We start from the raw sequence: 26,127 nt of genomic DNA, 5'->3' as shown, positions 1-26,127 counted from the left end.
TCATCCAACAGCGGCTCAAGCGGGCCGGGGCACGCTGGTCGGATGCTGGCGGCCAGGTCATGGTTGCACTCCGCGCCCAGCACGCCACGCAACTCGCCCAGGCCGCCTAATCACTTGACCCATTACAACTTGTCACACCCGTCAGGCGCCGTGGCTGCAAGCAGACGGTCTTTTCGTACTACTCGATCTTCACGTCGAAGGCGCGGAGCAGGGAGACCGCTTCCGGAAGGGAGAAGCGCGCCCCTTTGACGGCGTTTGCCGTGGGATCGATCGCGTAGTTGCGGGCGCCGCGCAGGTCGGCCCTCGCCAGCTTCGTGTGCAGGAACTTCGCGCCGCGGAAGTCGCTTTCGCCGAGGTCGGCGCCGGTCAGATCGGCTTCGGAAAGGTCTACTTCGTGGGCGATGCAGCGGCGCATCGACACGCCGCTCAGCACGACGCCGAAGAAGGAGCCGTAGCTCAGCACGCAGTCCTCGAACTGCACGGAAAGCGGCAGGCGCAGCGCCTGTGCCTCCGCCGGCAGCGTCCAATCGACGCCGCTCAGCTTCGACTCGCGGAAGACCAGCTCGCTCATGCGGGTATTGGGGAAGCGGGCGAGGCTGAGGTCGCAGCCCTCGAAGCGGCATTCGGCGAAGCGGGAGTGCGAAAACAGCGTCTCGTTGAAGCTGCAGCGCACGAACGCGCAGCCCTCGAACTCGATCGCCGTGCAGGTCTGCGCGACGGCGTCGAGCCCCGCGAACTCGCGATCCGTGTAGAGTTGACCGTCTGCGAAGGCAGCCGTCGTCACCGTCGCGCTCCGCCGCCGCCACAGGCTAGTGCACTATCGTGCCGATCGGTTCGATGAAGAGACGGATTACGCCTTCGTCGGGCCGGCCAAGCTCGGCGAAGGCGGCGCGGCTCAGGTCGAGCGCGTGGGTGAAATGCCCGCGGTCGCGCACGGTCACGACGATCGTGTTACCGAAGTAGCGCTTGCGCTCAGCCGCGGTCAGCGAGGCGTCCCAGGGACTGCCGGGCGCACGCCGGATCAGCAGGCGGGTGCCGAGCGGCCAGGCGTTGGCGGCGGTGATCGTCGGGTCGTCCATCTCGAAGGGGTGGCCATCGGCCATGATCCGCCCTTCGAAGTCATCGGCGTAGAAGGTGGCGAGACCGGTAATCGTGTTGCCGGCCGCGGGCGCCGCGACGCCCGACGCCGCGGCAGCCGGCGGCATTGCAGTCAGCCGCTGCATCGCCGTCACGGCCAGCGCGCCGATGCCGAGCAAGGCGAGCACAAGTATGCCGGCCGCGGCTTCGGGCGCTCGGCGCCGTCGTCGTTTCGCTCTTCGCATCGCACCGTATTGTCAGCATGTGTGTGCAGATGTGCAATAGCCGAGCACGAAGCAGGCGCCGTCGCGCGCCGATCGGGCGGGCAGCAGATCACGGGGCGGTACCCATGCCGGCCGCTGCCGGGGCGGTCGCTTCAGCGGAGGAGCGCGGAGTCAGCGCTGGCGGGCGGCGCGCTCGGCGGCCTTGCGCGCGGCGCGGGCGCGCTTGCGCGCGGCCTTCTGCTTCACGAGGCGCTCGGCTTCGTGATTCGAGATGAAGTGCCGGCGGCGCTTCACCTCACGCAGGATGCCGTCTCGCTGAACGATCTTGGTGAAGCGGGCGAGGAGCTGTTCTCCGGATTCGCCGTCTTTGGGAGTGACAATCAGCATGTGAGCGGTACGTGCTCCTTTTGTTGCAGCCTGTTTTGTTGCAGCCTGTTGCAGCCGGCATGGTGCAGCAGACTACCTGCCGGTCGCAGACCTTGCCGGCACGATACAGAATAGCCGCTGCGCCACCGCTTCGCAATCGCGGTGTGCGGCCTGATCCCGCGTCGCACTGCGTGGCCCGGCCTCGCTACAGGCGCATCTCTTGCAGATCCGGCGCGTGGCGCAGCGGCGCCTCGGTCAGCGCCTCGACTTCGGCCGCGCTCACGCCGGGCGCCAGCTCGCGCAGCAGCAGGCCGACGGCATCGACCTCGATCACGGCGAGGTCGGTAACGATCAGATCGACGCAGCGCTGCGCCGTGAGCGGATAGGTGCAGCGGCGCAGGATCTTCGGCCGGCCCTGCGGCGTCGTGTGCTCCATCGCGACGATCAGCCGGCGGGCGCCGGCGGCAAGATCCATGGCGCCGCCAATGCTGCCGCCGCCGCGCTCGGGCACGATCCAGTTCGCCAGGTCGCCTTGCTCCGAGACCTGCAGGCCGCCGAGCACCGCGACGTCCACGTGGCCGCCGCGAATCATCGCGAACGAGGTGTCGCTGCCGAAGAAACAGGCGCCGGGCAGAATGTTCACCGGCTGGCCGCCGGCGTTGATCAGGTCCTGGTCGAAGTCCTCCTCGCGGATGCCGCCGTAGCCCAGAATGCCGTTCTCAGCCTGGAAGATGATCTGCGTACCTGGATCAACGAAGTTGGCGACGAGCGTGGGCAGGCCGATGCCGAGATTGACGGACATGCCGTCGCGCAGCTCGCGCGCCACGCGCATGGCGATCAGCTCTCGCGTCAGTCCCTGCGGCACCGATTCCGCCCCCGCCTCAGCCGAACCAGCGGATCACGTGCCGCTCGCCCAGCACCACGCGATCGACGTAGATGCCCGGCGTGACCACCAGCTCCGGATCGAGGCCGCCGGCCGGCACGATCTGATTCACTTCGGCGATCACGACCTGCGCCGCCGTGGCCATCGGCACGTTGAAGTTTCGCCCCGCGCCGTGATAGACGAGGTTGCCCAGGGGGTCGGCCTTCGCCGCCTTGATCAGGGCGTAATCGGCGCCCAGCGGCCGCTCAAGCAGGTACTGCTCGCCGTCGATCTCGCGCAGCTCTTTGCCCTCCGCCACCGGCGTGCCCACGCCCGTGCGCGTGTAGAAGCCGCCCAGGCCGGCGCCCGCGGCGCGGATGCGCTCGGCCAGCGTGCCCTGGGGCACCACTTCCAGCTCGACCTCGCCCGCGCGATACTGCTGCTCGAACAGGCTGGCGCGTGCGCCGGAGGCGCGGATGGCGAACGACGCGATCATCTTCTTGATCTGGCGCTGCTCGCAGAGCACGTCGAGCCTGTCGCCCAGGCCGATATTGTTGGCGATGCCGGTGATGCCTTTCACGCCGCGGCGTTGCAGCGCGAGGATCAGCGTCGTGGGCGAACCGGCCGAGACGAAGCCGCCGAACATGATCGTCACGTTGTCCGGGATGTCGGCCACCGCCGCGTCGGGGTTGGGGAAGACTTTGTCGATCATCTGCCCGCCTGTGCGCCGCCTGGCCGCGCACGCTGCCTATGATTGGTCCTGCGATCGTGGGCCGCAAGCCCGTGTTCAGGCATCAAGCAGCACGGCCGGTGGCGCCACCGGCTCGTCGGAGACGGTGAAGCCGGCGGCGATACTGCCCAGCGCACGCTCGGCGTCGGCCTCGCTGCCGGCGTGGACCTCGAGCAGCGCTTCGCCGGCCTCGACCCGATCGCCGACTTTTCGGTGGAGGACGATGCCGACGTCGTGGCGGATCGCGCCGTTCTTCGCCGCGCGGCCGGCGCCCAGCGCCACGGCGGCCCGGCCGATCGCCAGCGCGTCGAGGCGGGAGAGATAGCCGCGCCCTGGACTGAGCAGCCGGCGCACGACCGGCGCTCGCGGCAACCGCTCCGGCTCGCGCACGTAGCCGGCGTCGCCGCCCTGTGCCGCCACCACCTCGACCAGCTTCTCAAGCGCGGCGCCGCTGCGTACGGCATACCCAACCTCGGCAAGCGCGTCGTGCTCATCGGTGCAGCGGCCGGCGAGCACCAGCAGCGCCGCGGCCTCGTGCCGGCAGAGTTCGTCCAGATCTGCCGGGCCCGCGCCGCGCAGCGTCGCGATCGCCTCGGCCAGCTCCAGCGCGTTGCCCACGGCGAGGCCCAGCGGCTGCTCCATGTTGCTCAGCACCGCCCGTACACGGCGGCCGGCGCGCTCACCGATCGCGACCATCAATTGCGCCAGTTGCTCGGCCGGGGCCCGGTCCTTCATGAAGGCGCCGCTGCCGACCTTCACGTCGAGCAGGATGGCGGAGGCGCCGCCGGCCAGCTTCTTGGACATGATGCTGCTGGCGATCAGGGGAATGCTCTCGACCGTGCCGGTGGCGTCACGCAGGGCGTAGAGCACGCCGTCCGCCGGCGCCAGCTCCGCCGACTGGCTGGCGATCGCCAGGCCGTGCCCGCGCAGCAGCCGCGTGAACTCGTCGCCCGCGAGCGCGAGGCGCAGGCCGGGAATCGACTCCAGCTTGTCCACCGTGCCGCCGCTGTGGCCGAGGCCGCGGCCGGTGAGCTTGGCCACCGGCACGCCGCAGGCGGCGACGAGCGGCGCCACGACGATCGTCGCCTTATCGCCCACACCGCCGGTGCTGTGCTTGTCCACGACCACGCCGGGAATCTCGCTGAGGTCGAGCGTGGCGCCGCTGGCCGCCATCTCCAGCGTCAGGTCGGCGGTTTCCTCGTCGCTCATGCCGCGCCAGCAGACGGCCATCAGCCAGGCGGCGAGCTGGTAGTCGGGAAGCGAGCCGTCGACGGCGCCGCGCACGAGCTCTTGCAGCTCATCGCGGGTGTGGCGTTGGCCGGCGCGCTTGCGCAGGATGAGATCGACCAGCTTCATTGCACAGCCCCGTGCACAGCCCCGTGCACAGCCCCGTGCCGGCCCGGCGAGATGGGCGCCTGTGGCGGCCCGTCCTCGTATGATAGGGCAGCGGCACGGCCGCGCTCGGGAGTTGAGCATGGCAAACACTGCCCAGAAGGCCGGCCAGCGCGATCGGTCCGTGGCCGCGCCGCTGCCGCTCGCCGGGCTGCGCGTGCTCGACCTGGCGACGGTGCTGGCGGGGCCGTTCGCCGCGACCGAGCTGGCCGACTTCGGCGCCGACGTGATCAAGGTCGAGATTCCCGGCCGCGGCGATACGCTGCGCACGCTCGGGCCGGTGCAGGGCGACACCTCGTACTGGTGGGCGACGGAGTCGCGCAACAAGCGCGGGATCACGCTCGACCTGCGCAAGGACGCCGGCAAGGCGCTGCTGCTGCGTCTCTGCGCCGTCAGCGACGTGCTGGTCGAGAACTTCGTGCCCGGCACGCTGGAAGGCTGGGAGCTGGGGCCGGAGGTCTTGCAGGGCGCCAACCCGCGGCTCGTGATCGTGCGCGTATCCGGCTTTGGCCAGACGGGGCCGTACCGCCGCCGGCCGGGCTACGACCGCATCGGCGCGGCCTTCGGCGGGCTCTGGCACCTGACCGGCCATCCCGAGAGCGAGCCGGTGCGCCCCGGCCTCTCCGTTGTGGATTACATGACCGGCATGCTCTCCACGATCGGCGCCCTGATCGCGCTCTACGCCCGCGACGCCGGCGGCAGCGGCCGCGGCCAGATCGTCGATACCGCGCTCTACGAATCGGTCGTGCGGGCGCTGGAGTTCACCGCGGCGCACTTCAGCAGCACCGGCGTCGTGCGGCAGCCGGTGGGCAACGGCGGCCCGGCCACGCCCTCCGGCGCCTACCGCACGAAGGACGAACGCTGGGTGATGCTGATCGCCGCCGACCTGCGCCAGTTCCAGCGGCTGATGCTGGCCATCGACCGCCCCGACCTGGCGGACGACGCGCGGTTCAAAACCAACGCTGCCCGTACCGAGCACCGCGACGAGATCAACGACGCGATCGCGGTCTTCGCCCGCGGGCACGAGGTGGCCGAGATCATGCAACGGCTGGAGCGCGCCGATATTCCCATGACGGCGAGCTACAACGTGGCCGATCTGTTCGCCGATCCACACGTCGCCGAGCGGGACGTGCTCGTGGACGTGGAAGATCCGCAGCTTGGGCCGCTGCGCATGCAGGGCGTGGTGCCGAAGTTGTCGCAGACGCCTGGCCGCGTGCGCCGTCCCGCGCCGACGCTCGGCCAGCACAACGCCGAGGTCTTCGGCGGCCTGCTCGGCATCGAGAACGAGGAATTGGCGGCGCTGAAGCGGGAGGGCGTAGTGTGAGGAGCGGCGCCGGAGGTCGCATCGGCGCGAGGCCATGAACCACAGAGCGCCTCCATGAGGTCCGGCGCCCGGCAGAAGGCTTCCGGCAGAGCGGCGCAGCCGGCGCGGTGCTCAGTGCCCACCGCCGCGGTAGAGCAACTGGTAGACCGCATAGTTCTGGCCAACGAGGCGTAGGTAGAGCCGCGTTTCAGCGAAGTCGACCGCCTCGTAGAAGCGGTCGGCGTCGCCGCCGGCCTGCTGCGCCCAGCGCGCCGCGTTGCGGCCGCCGGCGTTGTAGGCGGCGAGCATCTGCTGGAAGTCGCCGCCGGCCGCGCGCAGTTGCTGCGCGAGATAGGCGGCGCCCAGCCGCAGGTTGATCAGCGGCCGTTGCAGGTCACCCGCCGCGAGCGCGGGCAGGCCCAGCGTGCCGGCCACGTCCTGCGCCGTGGCCGGCACAAGCTGCAGCAAGCCCTGTGCGCCCGCGGTCGAGCCAGCCGCGGGGTCGAAGGCGCTCTCCTGGCGCGTGACCGCCATCAGCAGCAGCGGGTCGAGCCCGGCCTCCGCCCCATCCTGATTCATCAGCTCGACATAATCGATCGGATAGGCCAGGTGCAGCAGCGTGGGCGGCGCGTCCAGCGGTCCGCCCGGCTGCAGCCCCGCCAGGCGCAGCAGATCCGTTGCCGCTTCGATTGCAAGCGCCGTACGGCCGCGATCGGCGAAGGCCCGCGCGGCGCGGTACAGCGCCCAGGGCTGCGTCGCCATGCCTGCGAGCGCCGCGCCGAGCATGTCGCCGGGCGTGGTTTGCCAGCCGAGGGCGTCCAGTTCCATGCCCTCGGCCCAGTCCTGCGTCGTCTGCACAGCGCGGAAGGGCGCCGGGTCTTCCGGACCGAAGCGGCTCGCCAGCCAGGCTTCGACGGCGCCCCAGTCGGCGGCGGGCGCGGCGACGGGGCCGCCGGCCGGGCGCACGCTGCCGCCCGCGGCCAGCAGCGCAGCGCGCAGGCCGAAGTAGCCCGTGGGCTGCGCCGCCTGCGCGCGGGCGGCCGCGGCGCTTGCTCCGGCGGTGTCGCCGTGCGCCAGGGCGAGCTTCGCCAGCCAGAGTCCGGCCCGCGCCGCGTCGCCGCCGGATGCGGCGCGGGCGATCGGCGCCCAGATCGCCGTGGCGCCGGCTTCGTCACCGGCCAGATAGGCCATCAGCCCGCCCGCGAAGGCGGCGTCGGCCGCGTTCGCGTCCAGCGGAAACTGCTGCGCCAGGCGCGTGTAGACGGTACGCGCCTCGTCGTATCGACTGAGAAAGCGCAGCAGTTGCGCCTGGTACCAGAGGGCGGCGGGCGCGAGCGCGCCCGTGGGTTCGGCCGCATAGGCGTCGGCGTAGTCCGCCAGCGCCGTGTCGTTGCGGTCGTTGCGGTCGGCGATGCGGCCGAGATAGTAGTTGGCCAGCGCCGCGAGATGGCCGGCCGGGTTGTCGTCGAGCAGTTGTAGGAAGGCGGCGTGCGCGTCGTCATCGCGGCGGGCGCCGTAGAGCACCAGCGCCCGCTGGACCGGATCGATGGCGGCGCCAAGCGCGTCCAACCGATCGAGCGAGTTGGCCGCTGCCGGCACGCCGGGATAGCCCTGTACGACGCTCTGCAGCGCCGAAATCGCGCCCGCGTCGTCGCCCGCGAGGGCGAAGAGCCGCCCCGCCTCGTTCAGCGCCTCGACCCGCCGTCGGGCCGATGTCTGGACGGCCGCGAGCGCCAGTTGGTCGGCCGCGGCGGCGGCGGGCTGGCCAAGCAGCTCCAGCGGGCGGCTCGCGGCGCCGAGCGCGGCGCGGCGGACGGCGAGCGATGAAGCCTGCAGCGGCTGCGCCAGCGCGGCCAGCGCGCCCGCATCGTCGCCGTCGCCGTGCAAGGCGGCGGCCCGCTCGATCGCCGCCTCGCCCGCCGCCGCTCCGCCGCCGGCCAGGTAGACCTGGAACGACGCGGCCGCGCCCGGGTACTGCTTCAGGTCAAGCTGCGCCTCGCCGATCAGGAAGGCGGTGTGCAGACCGTCCGGTTGGCTGCTCGTGTTGCCGAAGTGGGCCATGGCCGCGCGCAGCGGCGCCAGCGCCGCGGACGGCTTGCCCCAGCGTTCCAGCAGGCGTCCCAGCGCAAGGTTGCCGGCGGCGCTGGTGGCGGGATCGGGCGAGGAGGCGAGCGCCTGGTACTGCGCCTGCGCGGCGTCGTAGTCGCCGTTGCGCTCGGCGGCGTCGCCCGCGGCCAGCGCGGCGGCGCGCATCGCCGCGTGCAAGGGCGCCAGCGGAACATCGGCCGCGGCCGGCGCTGCGCCGGCGAGCGTGAGCGCCATGAGCGCGGCCACGAGCACCAGTCGGTATTGCCACGCCGGCCGGCCGCCGGCCGCCGCGAGATGGCGGGCGGCGAGACGGCCACGCGCGCGGCGCTGCACCGGCTCACGGAGGCGCAGGTTCACAAACACCGCATACAGAGTACCCGTTTCAGGCGAACTGCATCGGGCGATCGTATGTCGGGTGCGGGGATTTCTCTTGCGCCGGCAGGCTGCCGGCGGCTCAGTCTCCGGCTGCCGGCGCTCCGTCCAGGCCGCGCGGCGTGCCCATGGTCTTCGCCGCAACGACGACGAACTGCAGGTCCTCCATACCCGTGTTGCGCACCATGTGCGGAATCGCGGCCGGGAAGAAGAGAAAGTCACCCGCGTTCACGCCGCGCTGCCACGGCCCGCAGGCGACCTCGCCCTGACCCTGGAGGAAGTAGTAGACCTTCTCGATGTCCTCGTGCACGTGCAGCTCGTTGGCGCCGCCGGCGGGAATGCGGTTCCAGAGCACGAATGAGAGCGAGCTTTCGAAGCCGGCCGTCTCGGCCTGGAAAATCTGGCGCACGCGCAGCTCGCCGCGCGACTGCCGCTCGGCGACCTCGGCCGCGGGCTGCACCAGCAGCCGTGACGCCGCGGCGCCGGTTTCTGGAGTGGTCATCGCGTCTCCTCTCGCGCTCTGCTCCCTGAGGGAGCCCGCGGCACTGACTATACACGCCCCCGCCGCGGCTCACTCGCGCTAGGATAGAGGGCGTGCGGCGCGGCGCTCGGGCCGGCGGCGCGCGAGTGAGACCTGGTTTCAAGTCCGGAGATGCGCTGCCATAGCGACGCTCAGGCGCAAGCCGCGGGCCGGTCTTGAAACCACCAAACGAAGCGGGGTGTGGCGATGGCGGACCTGCCGACCTGTCAACTGGGCCGCACGGGCCTGCGCGTAACGGCGCTGGGCTTCGGCGCGATGGAGCTGCGTGGGGCGCCGCGCGGCCGGCCGGTGCAGCCGGATCAGGCGCAGACGGTGCTCAACGCCGTGCTGGATGCGGGCATCAACTACATCGACACCTCGATCGACTACGGCCAGAGCGAGGAGTTCATCGGGCAGTTCATCGCCGGGCGCCGCGGCGAGTATTTCCTGGCGAGCAAGTGCGGCTGCCTCGTGGGCGCGCCGCCGGCGCCGGCCGGGCAGCGCAACCCGCACGACTTCAGCCGCGAAAACATCATCGCCGGCGTGAACCAGAGCCTGGCGCGGATGAAGACGGACTATCTCGACGTGGTACAGTTCCACGCCTCGCCCTCGGCGGAGACGCTGGCGCAGCAAGGCGCGATCGAGACATTGCGCGACCTGCAGCGCGAGGGCAAGATCCGCTTCCTCGGCATGTCCTCAACGCTGCCGAACATCGAGCAGCACGTCGATATGGGCGTCTTCGACGTCTTCCAGATTCCCTATTCAGCGACGGACCGGCAGCACGAGGCGGTCGTGACGCGCGCGGGCGAGGCGGGCGCGGGCATCGTGATCCGCGGCGGTGTGGCCCGCGGCGCCGTCTCGGCCGAGGGGCAGGCGTCCGACGCCGCGCGGACCTGGGAGCAGGCGCAGCTCGACGACTTGCTGGAAGGCATGAGCCGGCAGGCGTTCATGCTGCGCTTCACGCTTTCGCATCCGCAGCTCGATACGACGATCGTGGGCACGCTGAACCCGGAGCACCTGCTCGAGAATCTGGCCGCCGCCCAGGCCGGTCCTCTGCGGCCGGACGTCTACGAGGAAGCGAAGCGCCGCCTTGCCGCAGCCGGCAGCACGCCCGCAGCCTGAGGTAGATCGGCGTTTCAGTGTGCGCTGCCTGACGGGCGCTAGCCCCGCGGCGTGGAGGCGAGCAGGATAGCGAGCTTCTGATAGACCTCGCGGTTCCAGACCAGACCGCAGTGCGTGCCGTGGACTTCAATCCCCTGCGCCCGCGGGTCGCGATCGATGCAGGCGCGCCAGTCGACCACGGCGTCGCTTTGGCTGTAGAAGCAGGAGATGCGCACGTCTTGCGGCAGCGCCACGTCGAGCAGCGCGGCTTCGAGGGCGTCGTTGGCACGCATGCCGCCGCGCTCGGTCAGCAAGAGGTTGCCCAGGCTTGCCACCAGCGGATGCGAGGCCGCGCGCGGGTTGCCCTGCAGCGGCGAGCCGAGCGTGATGACGTGCGAGACCAGGTCGGGCCGCATCACGGCCACGGCGCGAGCGAAGATGCCGCCCAGACTATGGCCGATCAGCGTCAGCCGCTCGCCGCCCGCCACGAACTCGGCGCGGCGCAATAGCTGGGCGATCAGCGAGGAGGGGGTGCCGAAGTTGAAGACAATGCCCGAGGCCCGCGGTTCGTAGCCGACGCGCTGCAGCCAGCCGCGCAACGGGCGCAGGTATTCATCGTTGCCGAGGAAGCCGGGCAGCACCAGCACAGTGCGGCCGTCGCCCCGGGGCACGCCGACGCCGAGATAGACGGGGCTGCTCAGCAGGCAGGCAAGCTCGAGGCCGGCGGCGCTTTCGCCGCCCAACGGTGGGCGCGCCGTCTTTGATTCAGCATAGGGAACCTCGATCGGGGCGCCGCGCATCGCGACCATCGCCCGCCTCACCCACCTTCTGGTGTAAACGTATCCACGTTGTAACTCAGTTGCCATACTCCGCGCCATACGGAATCACCCACATAAACGGTTATGTTGCCAACACTTGTGCGCGCCCGGCTGGTTCCGGCCCTGTGCGCCCGCCCGGGCGGCGGTTCCAGCGCCGTCACGCCGGACCGTGCGGCGAATCCGCCGGCGCGGACGGGAGCGCGGCCGCGACCAGCTAGCCGTTCGGCCGGGTGATGGTCTGCCGATCCGGGCGTATGAGCGGCGCCAGCGCCGCGCCTACGCTTGCCGTACAACGAGACGGCGCCTGCCCGCGGAGGCCGGGCGCCGCTGGAGGAAGCACCATGGCAGAACCAGGAAACACGCTCAGCGCCTTCTCCGACGCGCTCGCCGCGGCGGTGGAACGCGCGGCGGCCGGCATCGTCAGCGTGCACGCGCGGCGGCGCCAGCCGGCCAGCGGCGTCGCCTTCACCGGCGGCGTGATCGTCACCGCGGACCATGTGATCGAGCAGGAGGAGGAGATCGGCATCGGCCTGCCGGACGGCAAGCGCGTTGCCGCGAAGCTGGTGGGCCGCGACGCCGGCACGGATCTGGCCGTGCTGCGGCCCGACGGCACCGCCCCGGCGCCATTGGCGCTCGGCGGCGCGGCGCGGCCCGGCACGATCGTGCTGGCGGTGGGCCGGCCGGGCGCGGGCGGGCCCGTGGTCTCGCTGGGCGTGGTCAGCTCCGTGAGCGGGCCCGCGCGCACCTGGCGCGGCGGTCAGCTTGAGGGCGTCATCCGCACCGACGCCACGATGTATCCGGGCTTCAGCGGCGGTCCCCTGATCGACGCCTCGGGCGCGATGCTCGGCCTCAACACCACGGGGCTTTCGCGCGGCGGCGGGCTCACGCTCTCGGTTGCCACGGTGCAGCGCGTTGTGGGTCAGCTCGTGCAGCATGGCAAGGTGCGCCGCGGCTTCCTCGGCATCAGCAGCCAGCCGCTGCGCCTGCCGGACGCGTTGGCGGGCAAGCTCGAGGGTCAGAGCAACGGCCTGCTGATCGTGGGCACCGAGGCCGGCGGACCGGCGGAGAAGGGTGGCCTGCTCGTGGGCGATATCCTGGTGGGACTGGCGGGCGCTGCCGTGAAGGACACGGACGATCTGCAGGCTCAGCTCGGCGGCGAGCGTATCGGCCAGTCGCTGCCGCTCAAAGTGCTGCGCGGCGGCGACGTGCGCGAGCTGAACGTGACGATCGGCGAGCGCGGCTGAGCGCGGCAGAGCCGGAGGGCGGCGAGACGGCGGGGCTCGCTGAAGGGCCGTCCGCCGCTCCCGGCTTCGGTTGGTTGAGGCGATGGTGAAGGATCTCGAACTGCCGCAGGTGGCGGGCATCACGGAGTTGCCGCCGCCACACGGCGCGGCTGCCGCCGGGGAGCCGATCGGCGTTGGCGTCGTCTCGCCCTACCCCAGCGTGCGCGCGGGCCTGCGCGTGCTGCTGCACGCGGACGCGGGGCTGGAGGTGCTGAGCGAGGCGTCCTCACTGGAATCGCTCGCCGCGGCGCGTCTTGACGTGCTGGTTGCGGATCTGCCGGCGCTTGAGGTGCTGGAGTGGTTTGGCCCCGAGGTTGAGGAGCACACGGCCGCGGCCGTCGTCCTGCTCGGCCCGGCGCCGGACGATGCCCGCGTGCTCGCCCGCCTGGCGCCGCGGCCCTGGGGCTACCTGCCGCGCGAAGTCGATGCGGCCGAGCTGGTGATGGCGGTGCGCACCGTGCACGCCGGCCTCAGCGTGTTGCACCCGGCGCTGGCGCCGGGGTTGTTCCTGCCCGCCGTGGGCGTGCGCAGCGCCCCCGCGGGCGAGGGCGTCGAAGAGCTGACGGCGCGGGAGCTGGAGGTGCTGGCGCTGCTGGCGGAGGGCATTCCCAACAAGGCGATCGCGCGACGGCTCGGCATCAGCGACCACACCGTGAAGTTCCACGTCGGCTCGGTGCTCTCCAAGCTCGACGCCGCCAGCCGCACGGAGGCGGTGCGCATCGGCGCTCGCCGCGGCCTGATCGCCCTGTAGCGCCGAAGGCGTGCCGCGCCGCCGGCACGCCCGTATCCTCGAACGAGAGGCCCGTTCCGCCGGGCCGGCCCCGCCGCGCTTAAACGACCCGCAGCACCCGGCGCAGACGCCGGCCGAGGCGGTGCAGCAGCCCGCCATGGCGCCGGGCATGCTGCCGTTCGAGTACCTGCACGTAGATCATCAGATCGGGCATCCGCGTCTCCTTTGTCCCATGTCGCATGTCGCATGTCGCATGTCGAACTTCACCCCTTGCAAAACGTGGACGGCCGCCGCGGGCGCTTCCTTGCGAGGAGTAACGTCCCGCCGCCGCTGGCTCGTTGCGCGAGCGCAACGCGTCCTGATGCCCTGAAGTGTGTCATCGTCCCGGCGCGGATTCCGTCAAGCCGTTCACAGATCGCGTGTGAAGCGCGCGGCCGCTGCGCTACGCTCGCGATCGATGGCCAGCGACGCTGCGCCGCCGACCTGCGCCGCCCGAAGCTGCCGGGAGCGATGCCGCGTATGAGTGAGCCGCCGCTCACCCTCACGCTCAGCGAGACGACGCCGAGCGATGCCGAGACCGTGGCCGCGGTGACGCTGGCCGCGTACGCGGAGTACCGGCTGACGCTGGTGCCGCCCAGCGGCGTCTTCAGCGAGGCGCTGGCGGACGTGCGCCGCGATCTGGCACACGGCGGCGGTGTGATCGCCTCCCTAGGAGGCGAGGCGGTGGCCTGCGCCCGCTACGAATGCGACCCCGCCGGCGGCTTTCTCTACTTCGGCCGGCTGGCGGTGCTGCCGGCCCATCGTCGCCGGGGCATCGCCGGGCAGATCGTGCGCTGGCTGGAGGAGCGGGCGCTGGGGCTGGGTCTGCCCGAGGTGCGGCTTGGTGCGCGGCTCAGCCTGCCCGCGAACATCCGCCTCTACGAAGGCCTCGGCTACACGACCTACAACTACGAGGAGCGTGCGGGCTTCGGCATCGTCTCCGCCGAGATGCGCCGCCGCCTGCGGCCAGAAATGCCTCGGCCCGAAGGCGGCCTGCTGGCGCTCTTCGGCGGCGCCGCCGGCGGCGGCAAGAGCACGATCGCGTCCGGCTGGTGCGCCACGCGCCCGCGCGCCCTGCACCTGCAGCTCGACGGCATGCGGGAGCTGATCGTCCAGGGCCGCGCCGACCCGCTGGCGCCCTCCGACCTTGCCGGCGAGCAGTATGTGCTCAGCGTGCGGGCCTGCATCGCGGCGGCCCGCCCGTTCCTCGAATCCGGCTACGACGTGGCGATCGACGACGTCTTCGAGCCGGCGCCCTTCACCACGCTCTGGCAGCCGCTGCTCGCCGGCCTGAACTGGCGGCTGCTGATCGTGCATCCGGACCTGGCCGAGCTGCTGCAGCGCGGCGCTGACCGCGGCAAGCGCGTGCCCGCCGCGATCGTGCGCGCCCAGCACGCGGCTTGCGAGCGCTGGCCGGAACCGCGCCGCCTCAACACCAGCGGCTTTTCGATCGAAGAGAGCGTGCGGCTTGCGGCACGGGCGATCGCGGCGGGTTGAGCGCGGCCGGACCTCGGCGCTGCGCTACACTGAGGGCCAAGAGGATCGCACCATGACGCTGCAAGAGATCGTCGAGCAACTGCCGAAGCTCACCGTCGCCGAGCGCCGCGCCCTGCGCGACGCCGTCGAGCGCTCGCTGCGCGAGGCCAAGCCGACGCCCGCCGAGCGCGCCGAGGCGATCCGTGGACTGAAGGGGATGGCAAAGCCAGACGCTCCCATTCCGCCAGAATGGGACGCGCGGGAGGGCTACATCGACTACCTCGTGAAGAAGTACTCATGACTGATGCCCTGCTGGACGTAAACATCGTTCTTGATTACGTCCTCGCACGAGCGCCATATCTCGCGGAAGCAACCGCGATCTGGGAGGCGGCGGCTCGTCACGAGTACACCGGGTATGTGGCTGCAATTACCCCGCCGACGGTGTTCTACATTGTGCGCCGGGAGCGCGGAAGGGCGGCCGCACGCCTGGCCATCGAACGCATCCTGGCGGGGTTGCAGATTTGTCCGGTTAGCGAACCGGTGCTGCGCGACGCGTTGCTGCTTCCATTCACCGATTTTGAAGATGCTGTGCAGTATGCGAGCGCCGTGGCCGCGAGCATCGACGTGATCGTGACGCGCGATCTGAATGACTGCCGCGGCGCGGCGCTGTCGGTGCTCTCGCCGGCCGAGTTCATCACGCAGCATCTCAGTGTGTAGGCGGGTGAGACGGAGGCAGCTCGGCGTGAACCTCGCAGAACTCGCTGCCGCGGCCGAACGGCTGCCGGTAGACGAACGACTGCAGTTGCTGGAGCGCATCGCCCGCTCGCTGCGCCGCGATCTCGGCGAGGCGGCCGCGGCGCTGACGCCCTCGCCGGGAGCCGCGTCAGTGACCACGCCGCCGGTCGAAGCCGGCCTCGACGACGCGGAGCTTGAAGAGCTGATCGCGGAGACGCTGTTCGAAGATCTGGGCTGAGGCGCAGAGCGCAGACGGCGATCGCTTCCTGTCACGCAGCCGTTCTGGCACGATGCACAGTGCCTGCCGTGCCGAGGCCGCGGCGTTCCAGGAGCAGCCGATGATCCAGCGTGACCGCCTGGTGCAAACGTTTCTCGATCTCGTGCAGATCGACAGCCCCTCGGGACAGGAGGCGGCGATCGCGCGGCGGCTGATCGCGCTGCTGGAGGAGCTTGGCGCAGAGGCGGGCCTCGATGCGCACGGCAATGTGCTCGCCAGCCTGCCCGGCCGCGGCGAGCCCGTGCTGCTTTCGGCCCACATGGACACCGTGCAGCCCGGCGAGGGCATCAAGCCGGTCGTGGAGGGCGACACGATCCGCACCGACGGCAGCACCGTGCTCGGCGGCGACCCCAAGGCCGGCGTCAGCGCGATCGTCGAGGCGCTGCGCTCGCTGCGCGAGGACGGCAGCGCCCACCGCGCCGTCGAAATCGCCTTCAGCCGCGGCGAGGAGATCGGTCTCGTCGGCGCCCGCAACCTCGACTACGAGCGCATCCGCGCCCGCCAGGCGCTGGTGTTCGACGGCGAAGGCTCCGTGGCGAACATCACCAGCGAGGCGCCCAGCCACCTCACGCTCGACCTGACGATCACGGGACGCGCCGCCCACGCCGGCGTCGAGCCGGAGCACGGCATCTCCGCGATCGGCATCGCCGCCGACTTCATCCGCGCCTATCCGCAGGGGCGGATGGACGAGGAGACGACGGGCAACATCGGCCTGCTGCGCGCCGGCAGCGCCCGCAACGCCGTGCCCGAGGAGGCCGTCCTGCAGGCTGAGCTGCGCAGCCGCGACACTGCGAAGCTGGCTGCCTTGCGGCAGCGTGTCGAAGACACGGCGGCCGCGCTGCGCCGCCGGTACCCCGAAGCGCGGCTCGATCTGCAGATCGCGGACCAGTACGGCGGCTACAAGCTGAACGAGTCGGACCCGCTCGTTGCACTGGCGATGGCGACGCTGCGCCAGATCGGCCTACAGCCGCGGCTGCTCGCCTCAGGCGGCGGCACCGACGCCAACGTCTTCACCACGCGCGGCATTCAGTCCGTGGTGCTCGGCCTGGGCGGTGAGCACTTCCACACGAAGGCCGAAACCCTTTCAATCCGACACATGCTGGACGCCGCCCGCTTCTGCGCCGCGCTGCTCGCCGGTTAGGCAGGCGCCGCCTCGGCCTCGGAGAAGATCTCCTCGCCGCGGTGCAGGCGCACGGCGATGCGCACCGTCTGGTTGAGAGCGCGGGCCGTGGGTGCGTGCGCCGCGAGGAAGCGCGTGACGCCGAGCAGGGCGCGGCGTGCCGCCAGCGGCTCGCGCTCGCGCAGGCTGCGGTAGAGGTGAAGGCCGGCCTCCAGCGTCTGGTACATGTGAAAGCCCGCGTCCTCCCGCAGCACGAGTTGGCCCAGTGTGGCGAGCAGCGGCGCGTCGTCGTGGCCGGCGGCGAGATAGGCGTCGATGACCCGTGCCGCCGGATCGACCTGCTGGTTGAGGTCGAACAGCGCCCGCAGCTCGCTTAGAAGCTCCTCGCCGTTCGCGCTGCGGCCGTTGCGGGGCAGCTCGTCCGGCAGGCGCGCGGCAGGCACCATCAGGAAGCGGTCGAGGTAGAGCGCCATCGCCGCGTGGTAGAGGCCGCGCGCCAGCTCCGGCGAAGGGTAGCGCGTGAGGGCGCGGAAGAGGGCGCTGCACGACGACCAGGTGTTGTGCACGCTGTCCCAGTCGCCGAACTCGTTGCTGGTGGGGAAGCGCGCCAGGCGCAGGGCGGCAGCGTAGGCGATCGCCTGCGCGACGGCGGCCGGCGCGGCGCCGGCGCGCAGCTCCTCCTGCACGGCGGCGGCGATCGGCGCCGGCTCCTCGCCAAGGAAGGCGGCGCTCAGGGCGTGCAGGTCGCGCACCGGGCCGTTTCCCCGCGCCGGCCAGACCGCGTCCAGCTCCTCCAGCGCCGGGGCGATCAGCGCGGGCAGATCGATCGGATAGCGCCAGGCGTACTGCTCCTCGCTGCGCTGCGCCTCGCAGAGGCCGCGGACCAGGCTGCCAAGGGCGGCCGGCGCCTGCCCTTCGCCGGCGTGCTCGAGATACTCTGCCGCCTTGGTGATGAAGTCCAGCTCGTGGCCGCCGTCGATGAAGAGATGGTCCGTCGCCGCGGAGTAGAGGAGGTCGAGCGCGGCGGAGACGCCCGCACCGGACGTGAGCACGGTCTGCAGCACACGCTCGGCGCCCTCGGCGTCGCGCACGTCCACGGCCCGCCGGAACCAGACCTTGAGCTGCGCGATCGGCACGTCGGCGGCGGGCAGCGCTTCCACGATGAAGCGCGGCGCCTCGCCCGAGGTATCGGCCGCTATGCGCGCCAGACCGTGGGTCAATGCCAGCGGCCGGTCTTCTTCGTTGAGCGCGGGCAGCACGTTGGTCACGGCGGTGAGGATCGTCATGCCCGAGCCCCAGCCGCGGCCGCGGTAGCGCAGGCCGAAGGCGCCGCCCTGCGCGGCGATCGTCTCGGCGGGCACGGCGGCGGCGCTGAGCGCCAGCACCGCCTTGGCCATCACCAGCGTGATCCCTTGCTCCAGGCCATCTCTCAGCCGCCGCTGCCAGTAGGCCACGTCGATCGGCGCCGCGCCGACCTCGACCAGCACGTCGTCGCCCTCGATGCGCAAGGGGTAGCTGCGCACGTCGTCGGCGAAGGGATCGAGCGTGCCGCCGCTGGCCAGGTCGAAGCGGGCGTGGTGCCAATGGCAGGTGAGCAGGCCATCGGCGACGCTGCCGCGGCTGAGGGGAAAGCCCATGTGCGGGCAGCGGTTGTCGATCGCGTGGAGTTGCCCGTCGCTGGCGACGACGGCGAGCGTGTGCCCGCCGGCGCTGACTACGCTGCAGCCGGCGGCACGCAGCGCCGTGGCCGACCCGACTCGCACCCAGCTCTCTTCCCGTCCGTTCATCGCGCCGCTCCTCACCGCCAGGCGCCGGCCGCCGCCGGTGACGGCCCGCCACGGGTTCACGATGACACGCGCGCGTCCGCCTGCCTAGCTGGCCGGGCGGACAGGGCCATTGCGCCATGCGTGGTCGTTGTTTACGCTGCGCGGCGTCGCGCAAGGGGCGAGAGGGGCCGGCCATGTCTCCGTTCGATGTCGCGGTGGTGGGCAGCTTCATGACCGACCTGGTCACGCGTGTGCCGCACTGGCCGCGGCCGGGCGAGAGCGTCTTCGCCAGCGAGTTCGGCATCTACCGTGGCGGCAAGGGCTGCAACCAGGCGATCGCCGCCGCCCGCGCCGGCGCCCGCGTGGGAATGCTCGGCCGTTTGGGTGCGGATGCCTACGGCGATGACTTTCTGGCGGCGCTGGCGGAGGAGGGGATCGTCGACGCCGGCATCGTGCGTGACTCCGACGAGGGCACCGGCATCGCGCTGCCGATCCTCGATTCCTCAGGCGAGAACATGATCGTCGTCGCTCCGCGCGCCAACATGCGCCTGCGGCCGGCCGACATCGAAGCGGGGGCAGACCTTCTGTCCGGGGCGCGCGTGCTGCTGTTGCAGATGGAGGTTCCGCTCGACGCGTCGCTCGCGGCGGCGACGATCACGCATGCCGGCGGAGGCACGGTGGTCTGGAACGTCGCGCCCGCGGTCGCCTTGCCCGATGCGGCGTTCGCGCTCTGCGATCTCCTGGTCGTCAACGAAGCCGAAGCGAGCGCCCTCTGCGGCGTGGCGACGACGGACCGCGCGGGCTGTGCGGCGGCCGCGCGGGCGATCGCGGCCCGCGTCCCGGCCGCCATCGTCACCCTCGGCGCCGCTGGCGTGCTCTACACGGCAGGCGGCAGCCTGCGCCGGCTGCCGGGCCACGCCGTGCCCGTGCTGGACACGACCGGCGCGGGCGATGCCTTCTGTGGGGCGCTGGCGGCGGCGCTGGCGCGCGGCGAGCCGCTGGAAGCGGCGATCGGGGCGGGAAACGCGGCGGGAGCGCTGTGCGTCGGCCGCCTGGGCGCCGCGCCGTCACTGCCACGGTCGGGACAGATCGAGGAACTGCTGCGGAACAGTTCTGCGACAATGGCCTGGGAGATCCTACATAACGGCCGCGAACTGTAAGACAACAGCAAGATTATGGCAGTCCATCCGCATTTTGCTGCGATGAGCGATTGACTTTCCCCGGCATTGCATCGGATAAATAGAATGGTCTGCAGCAGCGGGAACGTGGCTCCCGTCACGGCACGGCCAGCGCGGAAGCGAAATCATCGGCTGGACACCTTCGCAAGCATTACGTATGGAGAAGGTCTAGCTGGTGACACAACGGCCGGCTCTGGCATAGGCGGGTATGTGTGCGTTACTGCTGCTGGTCCGCGGCGTGTGTTGGGCGCGGCGTGTGGCAAGGACGGCGCCAAACTGCACAGAGGGGGTGCTATGGCATCACGCTTGACTAAACTGAGCAAGTGGCTGCTCATCTCCGGCGGCGCCATGGTGGCGCTCGGGCTGATCATCGGACTGGCCGTTGCCACCACGGGCGGCCCGTCCGTCTCCGCGCAGGCCTCGCCAACCGCGCGTCCGGCAACCGCGGCTCCCGCGACAGTGGCGCCGACGGTGGCGCCGACCGCAACGCGCCCGCCAACGGTGGCGCCGGCCGCGACAAGCACGGCGAAGGCGCCCGGGCAGTTGCCGGTCAACGGCGACAGCATGACCTTCCCGGCTCTGGCCATCGCCCTCGTGGGCGCTGGGCTCCTGGGTCTCGGCCTCTTCGCACGCTACGCCACAGGCAGATCGAAGGCCTAAGGGTCCGCGCCGTCTCCGATCGTCCCAACACACGGGCCGGGTGGTCGCGCCGTAGACCACCCGGCCTGCGGTTTTCCCGCCGTGCCGCCCTCTACACCGACTCTGTCGTGCGCGAGGCGCTCCGGCCGGCGTAGCATGGAAGCGGCGCTCCGGCACAAGCGCTGTATCACGGGGCGATCGGCGGTCTGGCCGCGCCTGTCGCGCTCGCAACGGATCGAACGCTCGTGCGCCGACTGCTCTCGCTGCTGCTCCTGCTCGATCTGCTGGCGCTCGCCGGCTTCGTGCGGCCGCTGCGCTTCAGCTCCCACTTCCCCGGTGCGACGCTCGCGCTGTTCGACATCATCGGCCACAACTACGGCGCCACCTGGCGCTACACGGCGCTCGTCGCCGCGCTGGTCGCGCTCTTCCTCGCCGCGCACACGCTGGCGGGTGAGCTGCGCGGCGGGCGGCTCACGTATCTGGTGTTCGGCGGCGCGGCGCTGCTCTCGCTCACCTACCTGTTGCTCTACCCGGCTACGTCGTCCGACCTCTTTCACTACGTGATGGAGGGCCGCATCCTCTGGGTGCACCACCAGAACCCGTTCACCGTGCCGCCCGCCTTCTACCCGCACGATCCGTTCTACCTGGTGAACGGCTGGGACATCGTCGTCTGGGAGACGCTGCCATCGCCGTACGGCCCGCTCTGGGCCGTGCTCACGGCACTGCCCTTGCTGCTGGGGCACGGCGACCTGCTCTGGACCTTCATGGCGTTTAAGCTGCTGGCGATCGCCTTCTACTTCCTGGGCGCGGTGGCGATCTTTCACACCGTGCGCTATCTGCGGCCCGGCAAGGAGTGGGCCGCGACGTTGCTCTTCACCTGGAACCCGCTGGTGCTGCTCTACGTGGCGGGCAACGGCGCCAACGACGTGATCATGATGGGCTTCACGCTGCTCGCGCTCTATCTCGGCGTGCGCGGACGCTGGAACGTCGCCTTCCCCGTGCTGGCGCTGGCCACGCTGGTGAAGTTCGTGAGCGCGGTGCTCATTCCCGTCTTCGTCGTCTATGCCGTGCTGACCACGCCCCGCGAGCAGTGGCGCGGGCTGGCGACCGCGCTGGGACTCTCCGCCCTGCTGGGGCTGCTGCTCTACGCGCCGTTCTGGCGTGGACAGCTCACCTTCACCACGTTGCGCTACCAGGCCTCGCAGTTCACCGACTCGCCCGGCGCCCTGCTGAAGACGGCGCTGGACAAAGTGCTCACGCTCAACGACGCGATCGTCATCACCAAGGTCATCTTCTTCTCGACGCTGGCGGCGGCCTACGCGCTGGTGCTCTGGGGCATGATCAAGCGGCGCGCTCGGCTCACGCCGGATGATCTGCCCAGCGCCTGTTTCGCCGTGATCTGCGCCTACCTGATGCTCGCCGTGTTCTGGTTTCAGCCCTGGTATCTGCTCTGGCTGATCAGCCTGGGCGCCCTCACCGTGGGTGTACGCCAGCGCGTGACCTTGCTGTTCACCTTTACCGGTCTGCTCACGCACACGGCGACCGCGATCGCCGCGATCGAGGGCTGGTACTACTTCTCGCCCGAGCTTCCCGGCCGCCCACTGCTGGAGATCGGCGGGGTGCTGGTGCTCGTCTTCCTGGCGCCCGGTCTCTACATCGGCGCTGCCCTGCTCTCCCGCACGCGGCAGGGCCAGGCGCTGATCGCCCGGCTGCCTCGCTCCGGCGCCGGTCCGCGCACGCCCGCAGTCGGTTCGGCCGGCGGCGCGCCCGCCGCCGGCGACTAGCCGGCGACGATGGCGAACACGATGAGTTACCGCGTGCGCGGGCCGCTCTCGATCGCGGCGGCAATCGCCGACCCTTCGCCGGCGCAGGTGACGCTTTCGCCTCGCGGCGACCGGCTCGCCTTCACGCTCGAACTGGACGAAGCGCAGCCGCTCTACCTGCTGGACGCCGCCGGCGGCTGGCCCCTGCGGCTAACCCCCGACGCCGGACGCTACGGCCGCCCGGCCTTCTCCCCGGACGGCCGACGCCTGGCCGCGGTGCTGGACAACGCACTGTGGACGCTGAACGACGGCGGGCTGGAGCGCACACGCGTCTATGCGCACCCCGCCGGCGTCTCCGAGCCTGCCTGGTCGCCTGACGGCGCCACGATCGCCTTCCGCTCGCGCGAGCGGGGCTGGGACCAGGTCTGGAGCGTGCCGTTCGCGGGCGGAACGGCGACGCGCCTGAGCGGCACGCCCGCCGACAACGGCCCGCCGCAGTGGTCGCCCGGCGCCCGTTTCCTGGCCTACACGTCCGTTCGAGAAGACCTGCGCGCCTCCGACATCTACACGGTCGATGCCGCCAGCGGCCGCGAGCAGAACCTCACCCCGGACAGCGGCTGTTGGAACACGGCGCCGGCCTGGGCCCCGAGCGGCGGGCGGCTGGCGTTCTTCGCCGAGCGCGACGGCTTCTTTCACCTGTACGTGCGATCCGGCGATGGCGAGGTGCGGCAACTGACCTTCGGGGAGTGGGAGGACGGCGGCCTGCACGCCAGGGGGCCGCAGCACCTTGCCTGGTCGCCCGACGGCACGGAGATCGCCTTCCTGCGCAACCGCGAGGGCAAGACGGATGTGATGGTGGTCGACGCGGCGGGCGAGTCGCTGCGCCGCGTCTCGCCGGGCGAAGGCAACTGGGGCATCGTCGGCTGGCTGCCGGACGGCAAGCGCCTGATCGCCACCTTCGACAGCCCGACGCAGCCGCCGGACATCTTCGTGCTCGCCGCTGACGGCGGCGCGGCCGAGCAGATCACTCGCTCGTGCGGCGGGATTCCCACCGCGGAACTGGTGACGCCGGAGCGGGTACCTTTCCGCGCCCGCGACGGGCGCACGATCTGCGGCTTCTTGTACCGGCCGAAGCTGGCGGCGGGTGAGCGTGCGCCGGCGCTGGTCGTGCCGCACGGCGGGCCGAACTCGCGGTTCCAGTTCGCCTGGCGGCCGCTGTTTCAGCTCTTCGCGCAGGAGGGCTACGCTGTCTTCGGGCCGGACTTCCGCGGCAGCACGGGCTACGGGCGCGAGTTCCGCGAGGCGAACTTCGGCGAGTGGGGGCACGCCGACCTGCATGACGTGTTCGACGCCGCGGAGTATTTGCGCTCGCTCGACTGGATCGACGCCGCGCGGATCGGCATCTACGGCCAGAGCTACGGCGGCTATCTGGTGCTCTGCGCGCTGACGCGGGCGCCGGAGCTGTTCGCCTGCGGCGTGGACCTGTTCGGCGACTCGGAGATCGCGGAGTCGTACCGGCACGGCGACCGCGTGGGGCGGCTCGACCTGCAGCGGCAGATGGGCGACCCGGCCGACAACACGGACCGCTACCGCCGCGGCTCGCCCGTCTACGCGGCGGAGCGGATCGAGGCGCCGCTGCTGATCCTGCATGGCCGCGACGATCGCCGCGTGGCGCCGCTGATGTCGGAGCGGATGATCGAGGCGCTGCGCATCGAGGGCAAGTTCTTCGAGCACCACTTTTATGACGGCGAGGGCCACGGTTTCCGCTCGCCCGCCAGCAAGCGCGACGCGACCGAGCGTACGCTCACCTTCCTCAAGCGCTATCTCAAAGGCGAGCGCGAGGAGTAGGCGGCGAAGGGCACCATCACTAATCGCGGGCTTTGCGCCGATAGCCAACAGCCGCGTTGTGAATCACAACTCCAACAGGGTACGGAGTCGCACATTGACCTGCCGCATGGTGGCCGGCGCCACGCGGCCCCATCTGGCGCGCAAACGCAAGTGTGAAATGGTTGTGGGCTGCTCGCAGAGGATGAAACTTGTCCGCCGGACACCACCTTCGGGAGGCCGGATCTCGAGGTGCATTGAACTCTCGTGCCGTTGTGTGGTCAGTGGCACAATCGTGAGCAGATTGGGGCCGCTGCTGTTGAACCAGTCGGCCGAGACGACAAGCGCTGGTCGCGGCTCCGCCTGTTCGTGTCCCTGAGCGGGCGGAGCCGGATCATAGACGAACCAAATCTCTCCGCGCTGTGGCCTGGGGCGCCCGCTATTCATGCGAGGCGTCTTCGTCGATTGGATACACCTCCTTGGGCCACGTCTCGATTCCCAAGCGTTCCCAGGCCGCTTGTTCCTCCTGATACTCCGTCCATGCGCGCGGATCCTCGCGCAGCGTGGCGTACGACTTGATGGCCTCGGCGATCAGCGCGGCCCGCTCCTCTTCACTGAAGTCGTCGCCAATGACCGGCCGAATCAGAACGCCGCCATCGAATTCTTCGGCCGTGACCGTCGTGCCCTCTTCGAGGCCGAGGGCATGACGGAACGTCGCCGGAATCACGAGCGTCCCGCGTTTGCCCACGCGCGTGGAAACCATGCCTCGGCTGCCGACGTGAGTCATCACTTCCGTCCCTTCGTCCGATACTCGGATATCAGAGTATCCGACGAAGGAGGGCACGACAAACCGCGCCGTCAGCAGCGGGCGCCGCGGCGCTTGGGGCCGAGGCGCGTGGCCTCGACCGCGTAGGCCAGCTCGGCCCAGTCGCAGAGCAGGGCGCGGGTGTCGCGCGGGTCGATCAGCTCCTCGATGCCGAAGGCCTCGGCCACGCGGAAGGGCGAGCGCACCATGTTGAGCTTGCGCTCGATCTCGGCGCGCAGGGCGGCCGGGTCGGGCGCGTTCGCCAGGTCGCGCCTGTAGGCCGCCTCGATGCCGCCCTCGATCGGCAGCGAGCCCCAGTCGCCCGAGGGCCAGGCCACGCGCAGGTTGTAGTGCGAGTGGTTCATGTGCGCGGCGCCGGCCACACCGTAGGCGCGGCGCAGCATGATCGCTGCCAGCGGCACCGTCGCCTGGTAGACCGCCGCCATCGCCGCGGCGCCCTTGCGGATCGTGCCCGCCTTCTCCGCCTGCACGCCGATCACGAAGCCGGGCTGATCGACGAAGTTGACGATCGGCAGGTGAAACGTGTCGGCGATGTCCACGAAACGCTCGAGCTTCTCCGAGGCGGGCGCGTCCATACCGCCGCCGTAGACCAGCGGATCGTTGGCGAGCACGGCCACCGGGTAGCCGTGGAGCCGGGCGAAGCCGGTGATCTGCGACGGTCCCTGGAAGCGCCCCATCTCGAAGAACGAGTCGCGGTCCACAACGAGCTGCAGCAGCTTGCGTGCGTTGTAGGGCCGGCGGCGGTTGCGCGGGATGATCGAGAGCAGTTCCTCCTCGCGGCGGCAGGGGTCGTCGTCGCTCGGGCAGCGGTGCGGCTGCTCCCAGACGTTCTGTGGCATGTAGGAGAGGAAGCGGCGGATCTGCTCGAAGGCGTCGTCCTCGCTCTCGGCTTCATTGTCCACGGCCAGGCTGCCGTGCGCGTGGATCTGCGAGCCGCCCAGCCCTTCCTTGGTGATCGGTGTGCCCATGCCCGCCTCGACCACCGGCGGCCCGGCGACGAAGAGCTGCGAGCTGTCCTTCACCATCACGGAGAAATGCGAGGTGACCACGCGCGCCGCGCCGAGGCCGGCGACCGAGCCCATCGCCGCGCCGACGACCGGGATCTCGCTCAGCGCCGCGATCACTGTCTCCCAGGCGGGATTGGCGGGCACATAGGTGCGGCCGCTGCTGCCCAGCGTGCGCACGCTGCCGCCGCCGCCGGTGCCGTCGACCAGCCGCACCAGCGGCAGCTTCATCTCCAGCGCCATGCGCTCCGAGTAGCCCTGCTTGCCGCCGACCGAGGCGTCGGCCGCGCCGCCGCGCACGGTGAAGTCGTCGCCGCCTATGACGACGCGCCGGCCGTCGATCCGGCCGTGGCCCATCACGAAGTTGGACGGGCGGAACTCGACCAGGTTGCCCTCGTCGTCGTAGCGGGCGCCGCCGGCCAGGGCGCCGACCTCGTGGAAGCTGCCCGCGTCCAGCAGGCGATCGACGCGCTCGCGCACGGTGAGCTTGCCGCCGTTGTGCTGGCGGGCGATATTTTCGGGACCGCCCATGCCCAGCGCCAGCTCGCGGCGGCGCGCCAGCTCATCCAGTTCCGGTTGCCAAACCATCGTTGCACTCCATGATGGGGCGGTTG

Annotated in this window: 26 protein-coding genes; 13 read left to right on the top strand and 13 right to left on the bottom strand. The window is 71.0% G+C overall.

All coding sequences use genetic code 11. The features are described from left to right. Positions 1-178: 178 nt before the first annotated feature. The 6 genes from VKV26_19990 to VKV26_19965 form a co-directional block, all read right to left on the bottom strand. Complete coding sequence (locus tag VKV26_19990) at positions 179-784, bottom strand: pentapeptide repeat-containing protein (protein ID HLZ72192.1); 606 nt, start codon at positions 782-784, stop codon at positions 179-181. Positions 785-809: 25 nt separating this feature from the next. After that, positions 810-1,322: a septal ring lytic transglycosylase RlpA family protein gene (locus VKV26_19985; GenBank protein ID HLZ72191.1), complete on the bottom strand. Its 513-nt coding sequence runs from the start codon at positions 1,320-1,322 to the stop codon at positions 810-812. A gap of 150 nt (positions 1,323-1,472) precedes the next feature. Continuing rightward, positions 1,473-1,688 carry a 30S ribosomal protein S21 gene (gene rpsU / locus VKV26_19980; protein ID HLZ72190.1) on the bottom strand — a complete coding sequence of 72 codons (216 nt, stop codon included), beginning with the start codon at positions 1,686-1,688 and terminating at the stop codon, positions 1,473-1,475. Between the two features lie 184 nt (positions 1,689-1,872). Beyond that, on the bottom strand, positions 1,873-2,499 hold the full coding sequence (locus VKV26_19975; protein HLZ72189.1) for a 3-oxoacid CoA-transferase subunit B: 627 nt from the start codon (positions 2,497-2,499) through the stop codon (positions 1,873-1,875). A 49-nt stretch (positions 2,500-2,548) separates the two neighbouring features. Continuing rightward, positions 2,549-3,241, bottom strand: coding sequence for a CoA transferase subunit A (locus tag VKV26_19970; protein ID HLZ72188.1), 693 nt, complete (start codon positions 3,239-3,241; stop codon positions 2,549-2,551). Between the two features lie 75 nt (positions 3,242-3,316). Then, the gene (locus VKV26_19965; protein HLZ72187.1) at positions 3,317-4,615 is read right to left on the bottom strand and encodes a thymidine phosphorylase; all 1,299 of its coding nucleotides are present in this window, start codon (positions 4,613-4,615) and stop codon (positions 3,317-3,319) included. 118 nt (positions 4,616-4,733) lie between these two features. Here VKV26_19965 and VKV26_19960 point away from each other — a divergent pair, with 118 nt between their 5' ends. Continuing rightward, positions 4,734-5,975 (top strand): CoA transferase, encoded by a 1,242-nt coding sequence (locus VKV26_19960; GenBank protein HLZ72186.1) that lies wholly within the window; start codon positions 4,734-4,736, stop codon positions 5,973-5,975. Between the two features lie 111 nt (positions 5,976-6,086). Here the strand turns inward: VKV26_19960 and VKV26_19955 are convergent, their stop codons facing one another. Next, positions 6,087-8,399: a lytic transglycosylase domain-containing protein gene (locus tag VKV26_19955; GenBank protein HLZ72185.1), complete on the bottom strand. Its 2,313-nt coding sequence runs from the start codon at positions 8,397-8,399 to the stop codon at positions 6,087-6,089. Positions 8,400-8,496: 97 nt separating this feature from the next. Beyond that, the gene (locus tag VKV26_19950) at positions 8,497-8,916 is read right to left on the bottom strand and encodes a cupin domain-containing protein (GenBank protein ID HLZ72184.1); all 420 of its coding nucleotides are present in this window, start codon (positions 8,914-8,916) and stop codon (positions 8,497-8,499) included. Positions 8,917-9,141: 225 nt separating this feature from the next. On the opposite strand from VKV26_19950, the gene VKV26_19945 reads away from it, so the two are divergent. Beyond that, entirely contained in the window at positions 9,142-10,056 is a 915-nt protein-coding gene (locus VKV26_19945; protein ID HLZ72183.1) for an aldo/keto reductase, read from the top strand. 38 nt (positions 10,057-10,094) lie between these two features. On the opposite strand, the gene VKV26_19940 is transcribed toward VKV26_19945, so the two are convergent. Continuing rightward, the gene (locus tag VKV26_19940; GenBank protein ID HLZ72182.1) at positions 10,095-10,844 is read right to left on the bottom strand and encodes an alpha/beta fold hydrolase; all 750 of its coding nucleotides are present in this window, start codon (positions 10,842-10,844) and stop codon (positions 10,095-10,097) included. Positions 10,845-11,194: 350 nt separating this feature from the next. Here VKV26_19940 and VKV26_19935 point away from each other — a divergent pair, with 350 nt between their 5' ends. From VKV26_19935 to VKV26_19905, 7 genes are all read left to right on the top strand, one after another. Continuing rightward, a complete protein-coding gene (locus VKV26_19935) occupies positions 11,195-12,097 on the top strand; it encodes a trypsin-like peptidase domain-containing protein (GenBank protein ID HLZ72181.1) in 903 nt (300 codons plus the stop codon). Positions 12,098-12,182: 85 nt separating this feature from the next. Further along, complete coding sequence (locus VKV26_19930) at positions 12,183-12,887, top strand: response regulator transcription factor (protein ID HLZ72180.1); 705 nt, start codon at positions 12,183-12,185, stop codon at positions 12,885-12,887. A gap of 498 nt (positions 12,888-13,385) precedes the next feature. Then, on the top strand, positions 13,386-14,402 hold the full coding sequence (locus VKV26_19925; protein HLZ72179.1) for a GNAT family N-acetyltransferase: 1,017 nt from the start codon (positions 13,386-13,388) through the stop codon (positions 14,400-14,402). Between the two features lie 52 nt (positions 14,403-14,454). Continuing rightward, positions 14,455-14,682 (top strand): hypothetical protein, encoded by a 228-nt coding sequence (locus VKV26_19920; protein HLZ72178.1) that lies wholly within the window; start codon positions 14,455-14,457, stop codon positions 14,680-14,682. Next, a complete protein-coding gene (locus VKV26_19915) occupies positions 14,679-15,098 on the top strand; it encodes a PIN domain-containing protein (GenBank protein HLZ72177.1) in 420 nt (139 codons plus the stop codon). Before VKV26_19920 ends, VKV26_19915 begins: the two co-directional genes overlap by 4 nt. 25 nt (positions 15,099-15,123) lie before the next feature. After that, positions 15,124-15,354, top strand: a complete 231-nt coding sequence (locus VKV26_19910) for a hypothetical protein (protein HLZ72176.1) — start codon at positions 15,124-15,126, stop codon at positions 15,352-15,354. 100 nt (positions 15,355-15,454) lie between these two features. Further along, a complete protein-coding gene (locus VKV26_19905; GenBank protein HLZ72175.1) occupies positions 15,455-16,534 on the top strand; it encodes a M20/M25/M40 family metallo-hydrolase in 1,080 nt (359 codons plus the stop codon). Here VKV26_19905 and VKV26_19900 read toward each other — a convergent pair. Further along, positions 16,531-18,300, bottom strand: coding sequence for a Rieske (2Fe-2S) protein (locus VKV26_19900; protein HLZ72174.1), 1,770 nt, complete (start codon positions 18,298-18,300; stop codon positions 16,531-16,533). The two genes, VKV26_19905 and VKV26_19900, sit on opposite strands and share 4 nt — an antisense overlap. Before the next feature lie 173 nt (positions 18,301-18,473). Here VKV26_19900 and VKV26_19895 point away from each other — a divergent pair, with 173 nt between their 5' ends. The 4 genes from VKV26_19895 (at position 18,474) to VKV26_19880 (ending at position 23,707) form a co-directional block, all read left to right on the top strand. Then, entirely contained in the window at positions 18,474-19,439 is a 966-nt protein-coding gene (locus tag VKV26_19895) for a ribokinase (protein ID HLZ72173.1), read from the top strand. Positions 19,440-19,751: 312 nt separating this feature from the next. Next, on the top strand, positions 19,752-20,117 hold the full coding sequence (locus tag VKV26_19890) for a hypothetical protein (protein HLZ72172.1): 366 nt from the start codon (positions 19,752-19,754) through the stop codon (positions 20,115-20,117). A 224-nt stretch (positions 20,118-20,341) separates the two neighbouring features. Then, positions 20,342-21,880 carry a hypothetical protein gene (locus VKV26_19885; protein ID HLZ72171.1) on the top strand — a complete coding sequence of 513 codons (1,539 nt, stop codon included), beginning with the start codon at positions 20,342-20,344 and terminating at the stop codon, positions 21,878-21,880. 9 nt (positions 21,881-21,889) lie between these two features. Beyond that, a complete protein-coding gene (locus VKV26_19880; GenBank protein ID HLZ72170.1) occupies positions 21,890-23,707 on the top strand; it encodes a S9 family peptidase in 1,818 nt (605 codons plus the stop codon). Between the two features lie 63 nt (positions 23,708-23,770). Here VKV26_19880 and VKV26_19875 read toward each other — a convergent pair whose 3' ends face one another. The 3 genes from VKV26_19875 to VKV26_19865 form a co-directional block, all read right to left on the bottom strand. Next, on the bottom strand, positions 23,771-24,130 hold the full coding sequence (locus VKV26_19875; GenBank protein ID HLZ72169.1) for a type II toxin-antitoxin system PemK/MazF family toxin: 360 nt from the start codon (positions 24,128-24,130) through the stop codon (positions 23,771-23,773). After that, a complete protein-coding gene (locus VKV26_19870; protein ID HLZ72168.1) occupies positions 24,123-24,446 on the bottom strand; it encodes an AbrB/MazE/SpoVT family DNA-binding domain-containing protein in 324 nt (107 codons plus the stop codon). Before VKV26_19870 ends, VKV26_19875 begins: the two co-directional genes overlap by 8 nt. A gap of 95 nt (positions 24,447-24,541) precedes the next feature. Beyond that, positions 24,542-26,101 (bottom strand): carboxyl transferase domain-containing protein, encoded by a 1,560-nt coding sequence (locus VKV26_19865; protein ID HLZ72167.1) that lies wholly within the window; start codon positions 26,099-26,101, stop codon positions 24,542-24,544. Positions 26,102-26,127 lie beyond the last annotated feature (26 nt).

Source organism: Dehalococcoidia bacterium, assembly GCA_035310145.1.
Classification (GTDB): Bacteria; Chloroflexota; Dehalococcoidia; order CAUJGQ01; family CAUJGQ01; genus CALFMN01.
Note: the sequence above shows the minus strand (reverse complement) of the source record. Positions and strands in the feature narration are given on the sequence as shown.

Coding starts and splice junctions, on each gene's coding strand:
- VKV26_19940 (HLZ72182.1), bottom strand. CDS start 10,844: ATGGTCGCGATGCGCGGCGCCCCGATCGAGGTTCCCTATGCTGAATCA.
- VKV26_19900 (HLZ72174.1), bottom strand. CDS start 18,300: ATGAACGGACGGGAAGAGAGCTGGGTGCGAGTCGGGTCGGCCACGGCG.
- VKV26_19950 (HLZ72184.1), bottom strand. CDS start 8,916: ATGACCACTCCAGAAACCGGCGCCGCGGCGTCACGGCTGCTGGTGCAG.
- VKV26_19965 (HLZ72187.1), bottom strand. CDS start 4,615: ATGAAGCTGGTCGATCTCATCCTGCGCAAGCGCGCCGGCCAACGCCAC.
- VKV26_19895 (HLZ72173.1), top strand. CDS start 18,474: ATGTCTCCGTTCGATGTCGCGGTGGTGGGCAGCTTCATGACCGACCTG.
- VKV26_19945 (HLZ72183.1), top strand. CDS start 9,142: ATGGCGGACCTGCCGACCTGTCAACTGGGCCGCACGGGCCTGCGCGTA.
- VKV26_19905 (HLZ72175.1), top strand. CDS start 15,455: ATGATCCAGCGTGACCGCCTGGTGCAAACGTTTCTCGATCTCGTGCAG.
- VKV26_19935 (HLZ72181.1), top strand. CDS start 11,195: ATGGCAGAACCAGGAAACACGCTCAGCGCCTTCTCCGACGCGCTCGCC.
- VKV26_19925 (HLZ72179.1), top strand. CDS start 13,386: ATGAGTGAGCCGCCGCTCACCCTCACGCTCAGCGAGACGACGCCGAGC.
- VKV26_19875 (HLZ72169.1), bottom strand. CDS start 24,130: ATGAATAGCGGGCGCCCCAGGCCACAGCGCGGAGAGATTTGGTTCGTC.
- VKV26_19880 (HLZ72170.1), top strand. CDS start 21,890: ATGGCGAACACGATGAGTTACCGCGTGCGCGGGCCGCTCTCGATCGCG.
- VKV26_19960 (HLZ72186.1), top strand. CDS start 4,734: ATGGCAAACACTGCCCAGAAGGCCGGCCAGCGCGATCGGTCCGTGGCC.
- VKV26_19985 (HLZ72191.1), bottom strand. CDS start 1,322: ATGCGAAGAGCGAAACGACGACGGCGCCGAGCGCCCGAAGCCGCGGCC.
- VKV26_19920 (HLZ72178.1), top strand. CDS start 14,455: ATGACGCTGCAAGAGATCGTCGAGCAACTGCCGAAGCTCACCGTCGCC.
- VKV26_19890 (HLZ72172.1), top strand. CDS start 19,752: ATGGCATCACGCTTGACTAAACTGAGCAAGTGGCTGCTCATCTCCGGC.
- rpsU (HLZ72190.1), bottom strand. CDS start 1,688: ATGCTGATTGTCACTCCCAAAGACGGCGAATCCGGAGAACAGCTCCTC.
- VKV26_19870 (HLZ72168.1), bottom strand. CDS start 24,446: ATGGTTTCCACGCGCGTGGGCAAACGCGGGACGCTCGTGATTCCGGCG.
- VKV26_19975 (HLZ72189.1), bottom strand. CDS start 2,499: ATGCGCGTGGCGCGCGAGCTGCGCGACGGCATGTCCGTCAATCTCGGC.
- VKV26_19915 (HLZ72177.1), top strand. CDS start 14,679: ATGACTGATGCCCTGCTGGACGTAAACATCGTTCTTGATTACGTCCTC.
- VKV26_19970 (HLZ72188.1), bottom strand. CDS start 3,241: ATGATCGACAAAGTCTTCCCCAACCCCGACGCGGCGGTGGCCGACATC.
- VKV26_19865 (HLZ72167.1), bottom strand. CDS start 26,101: ATGGTTTGGCAACCGGAACTGGATGAGCTGGCGCGCCGCCGCGAGCTG.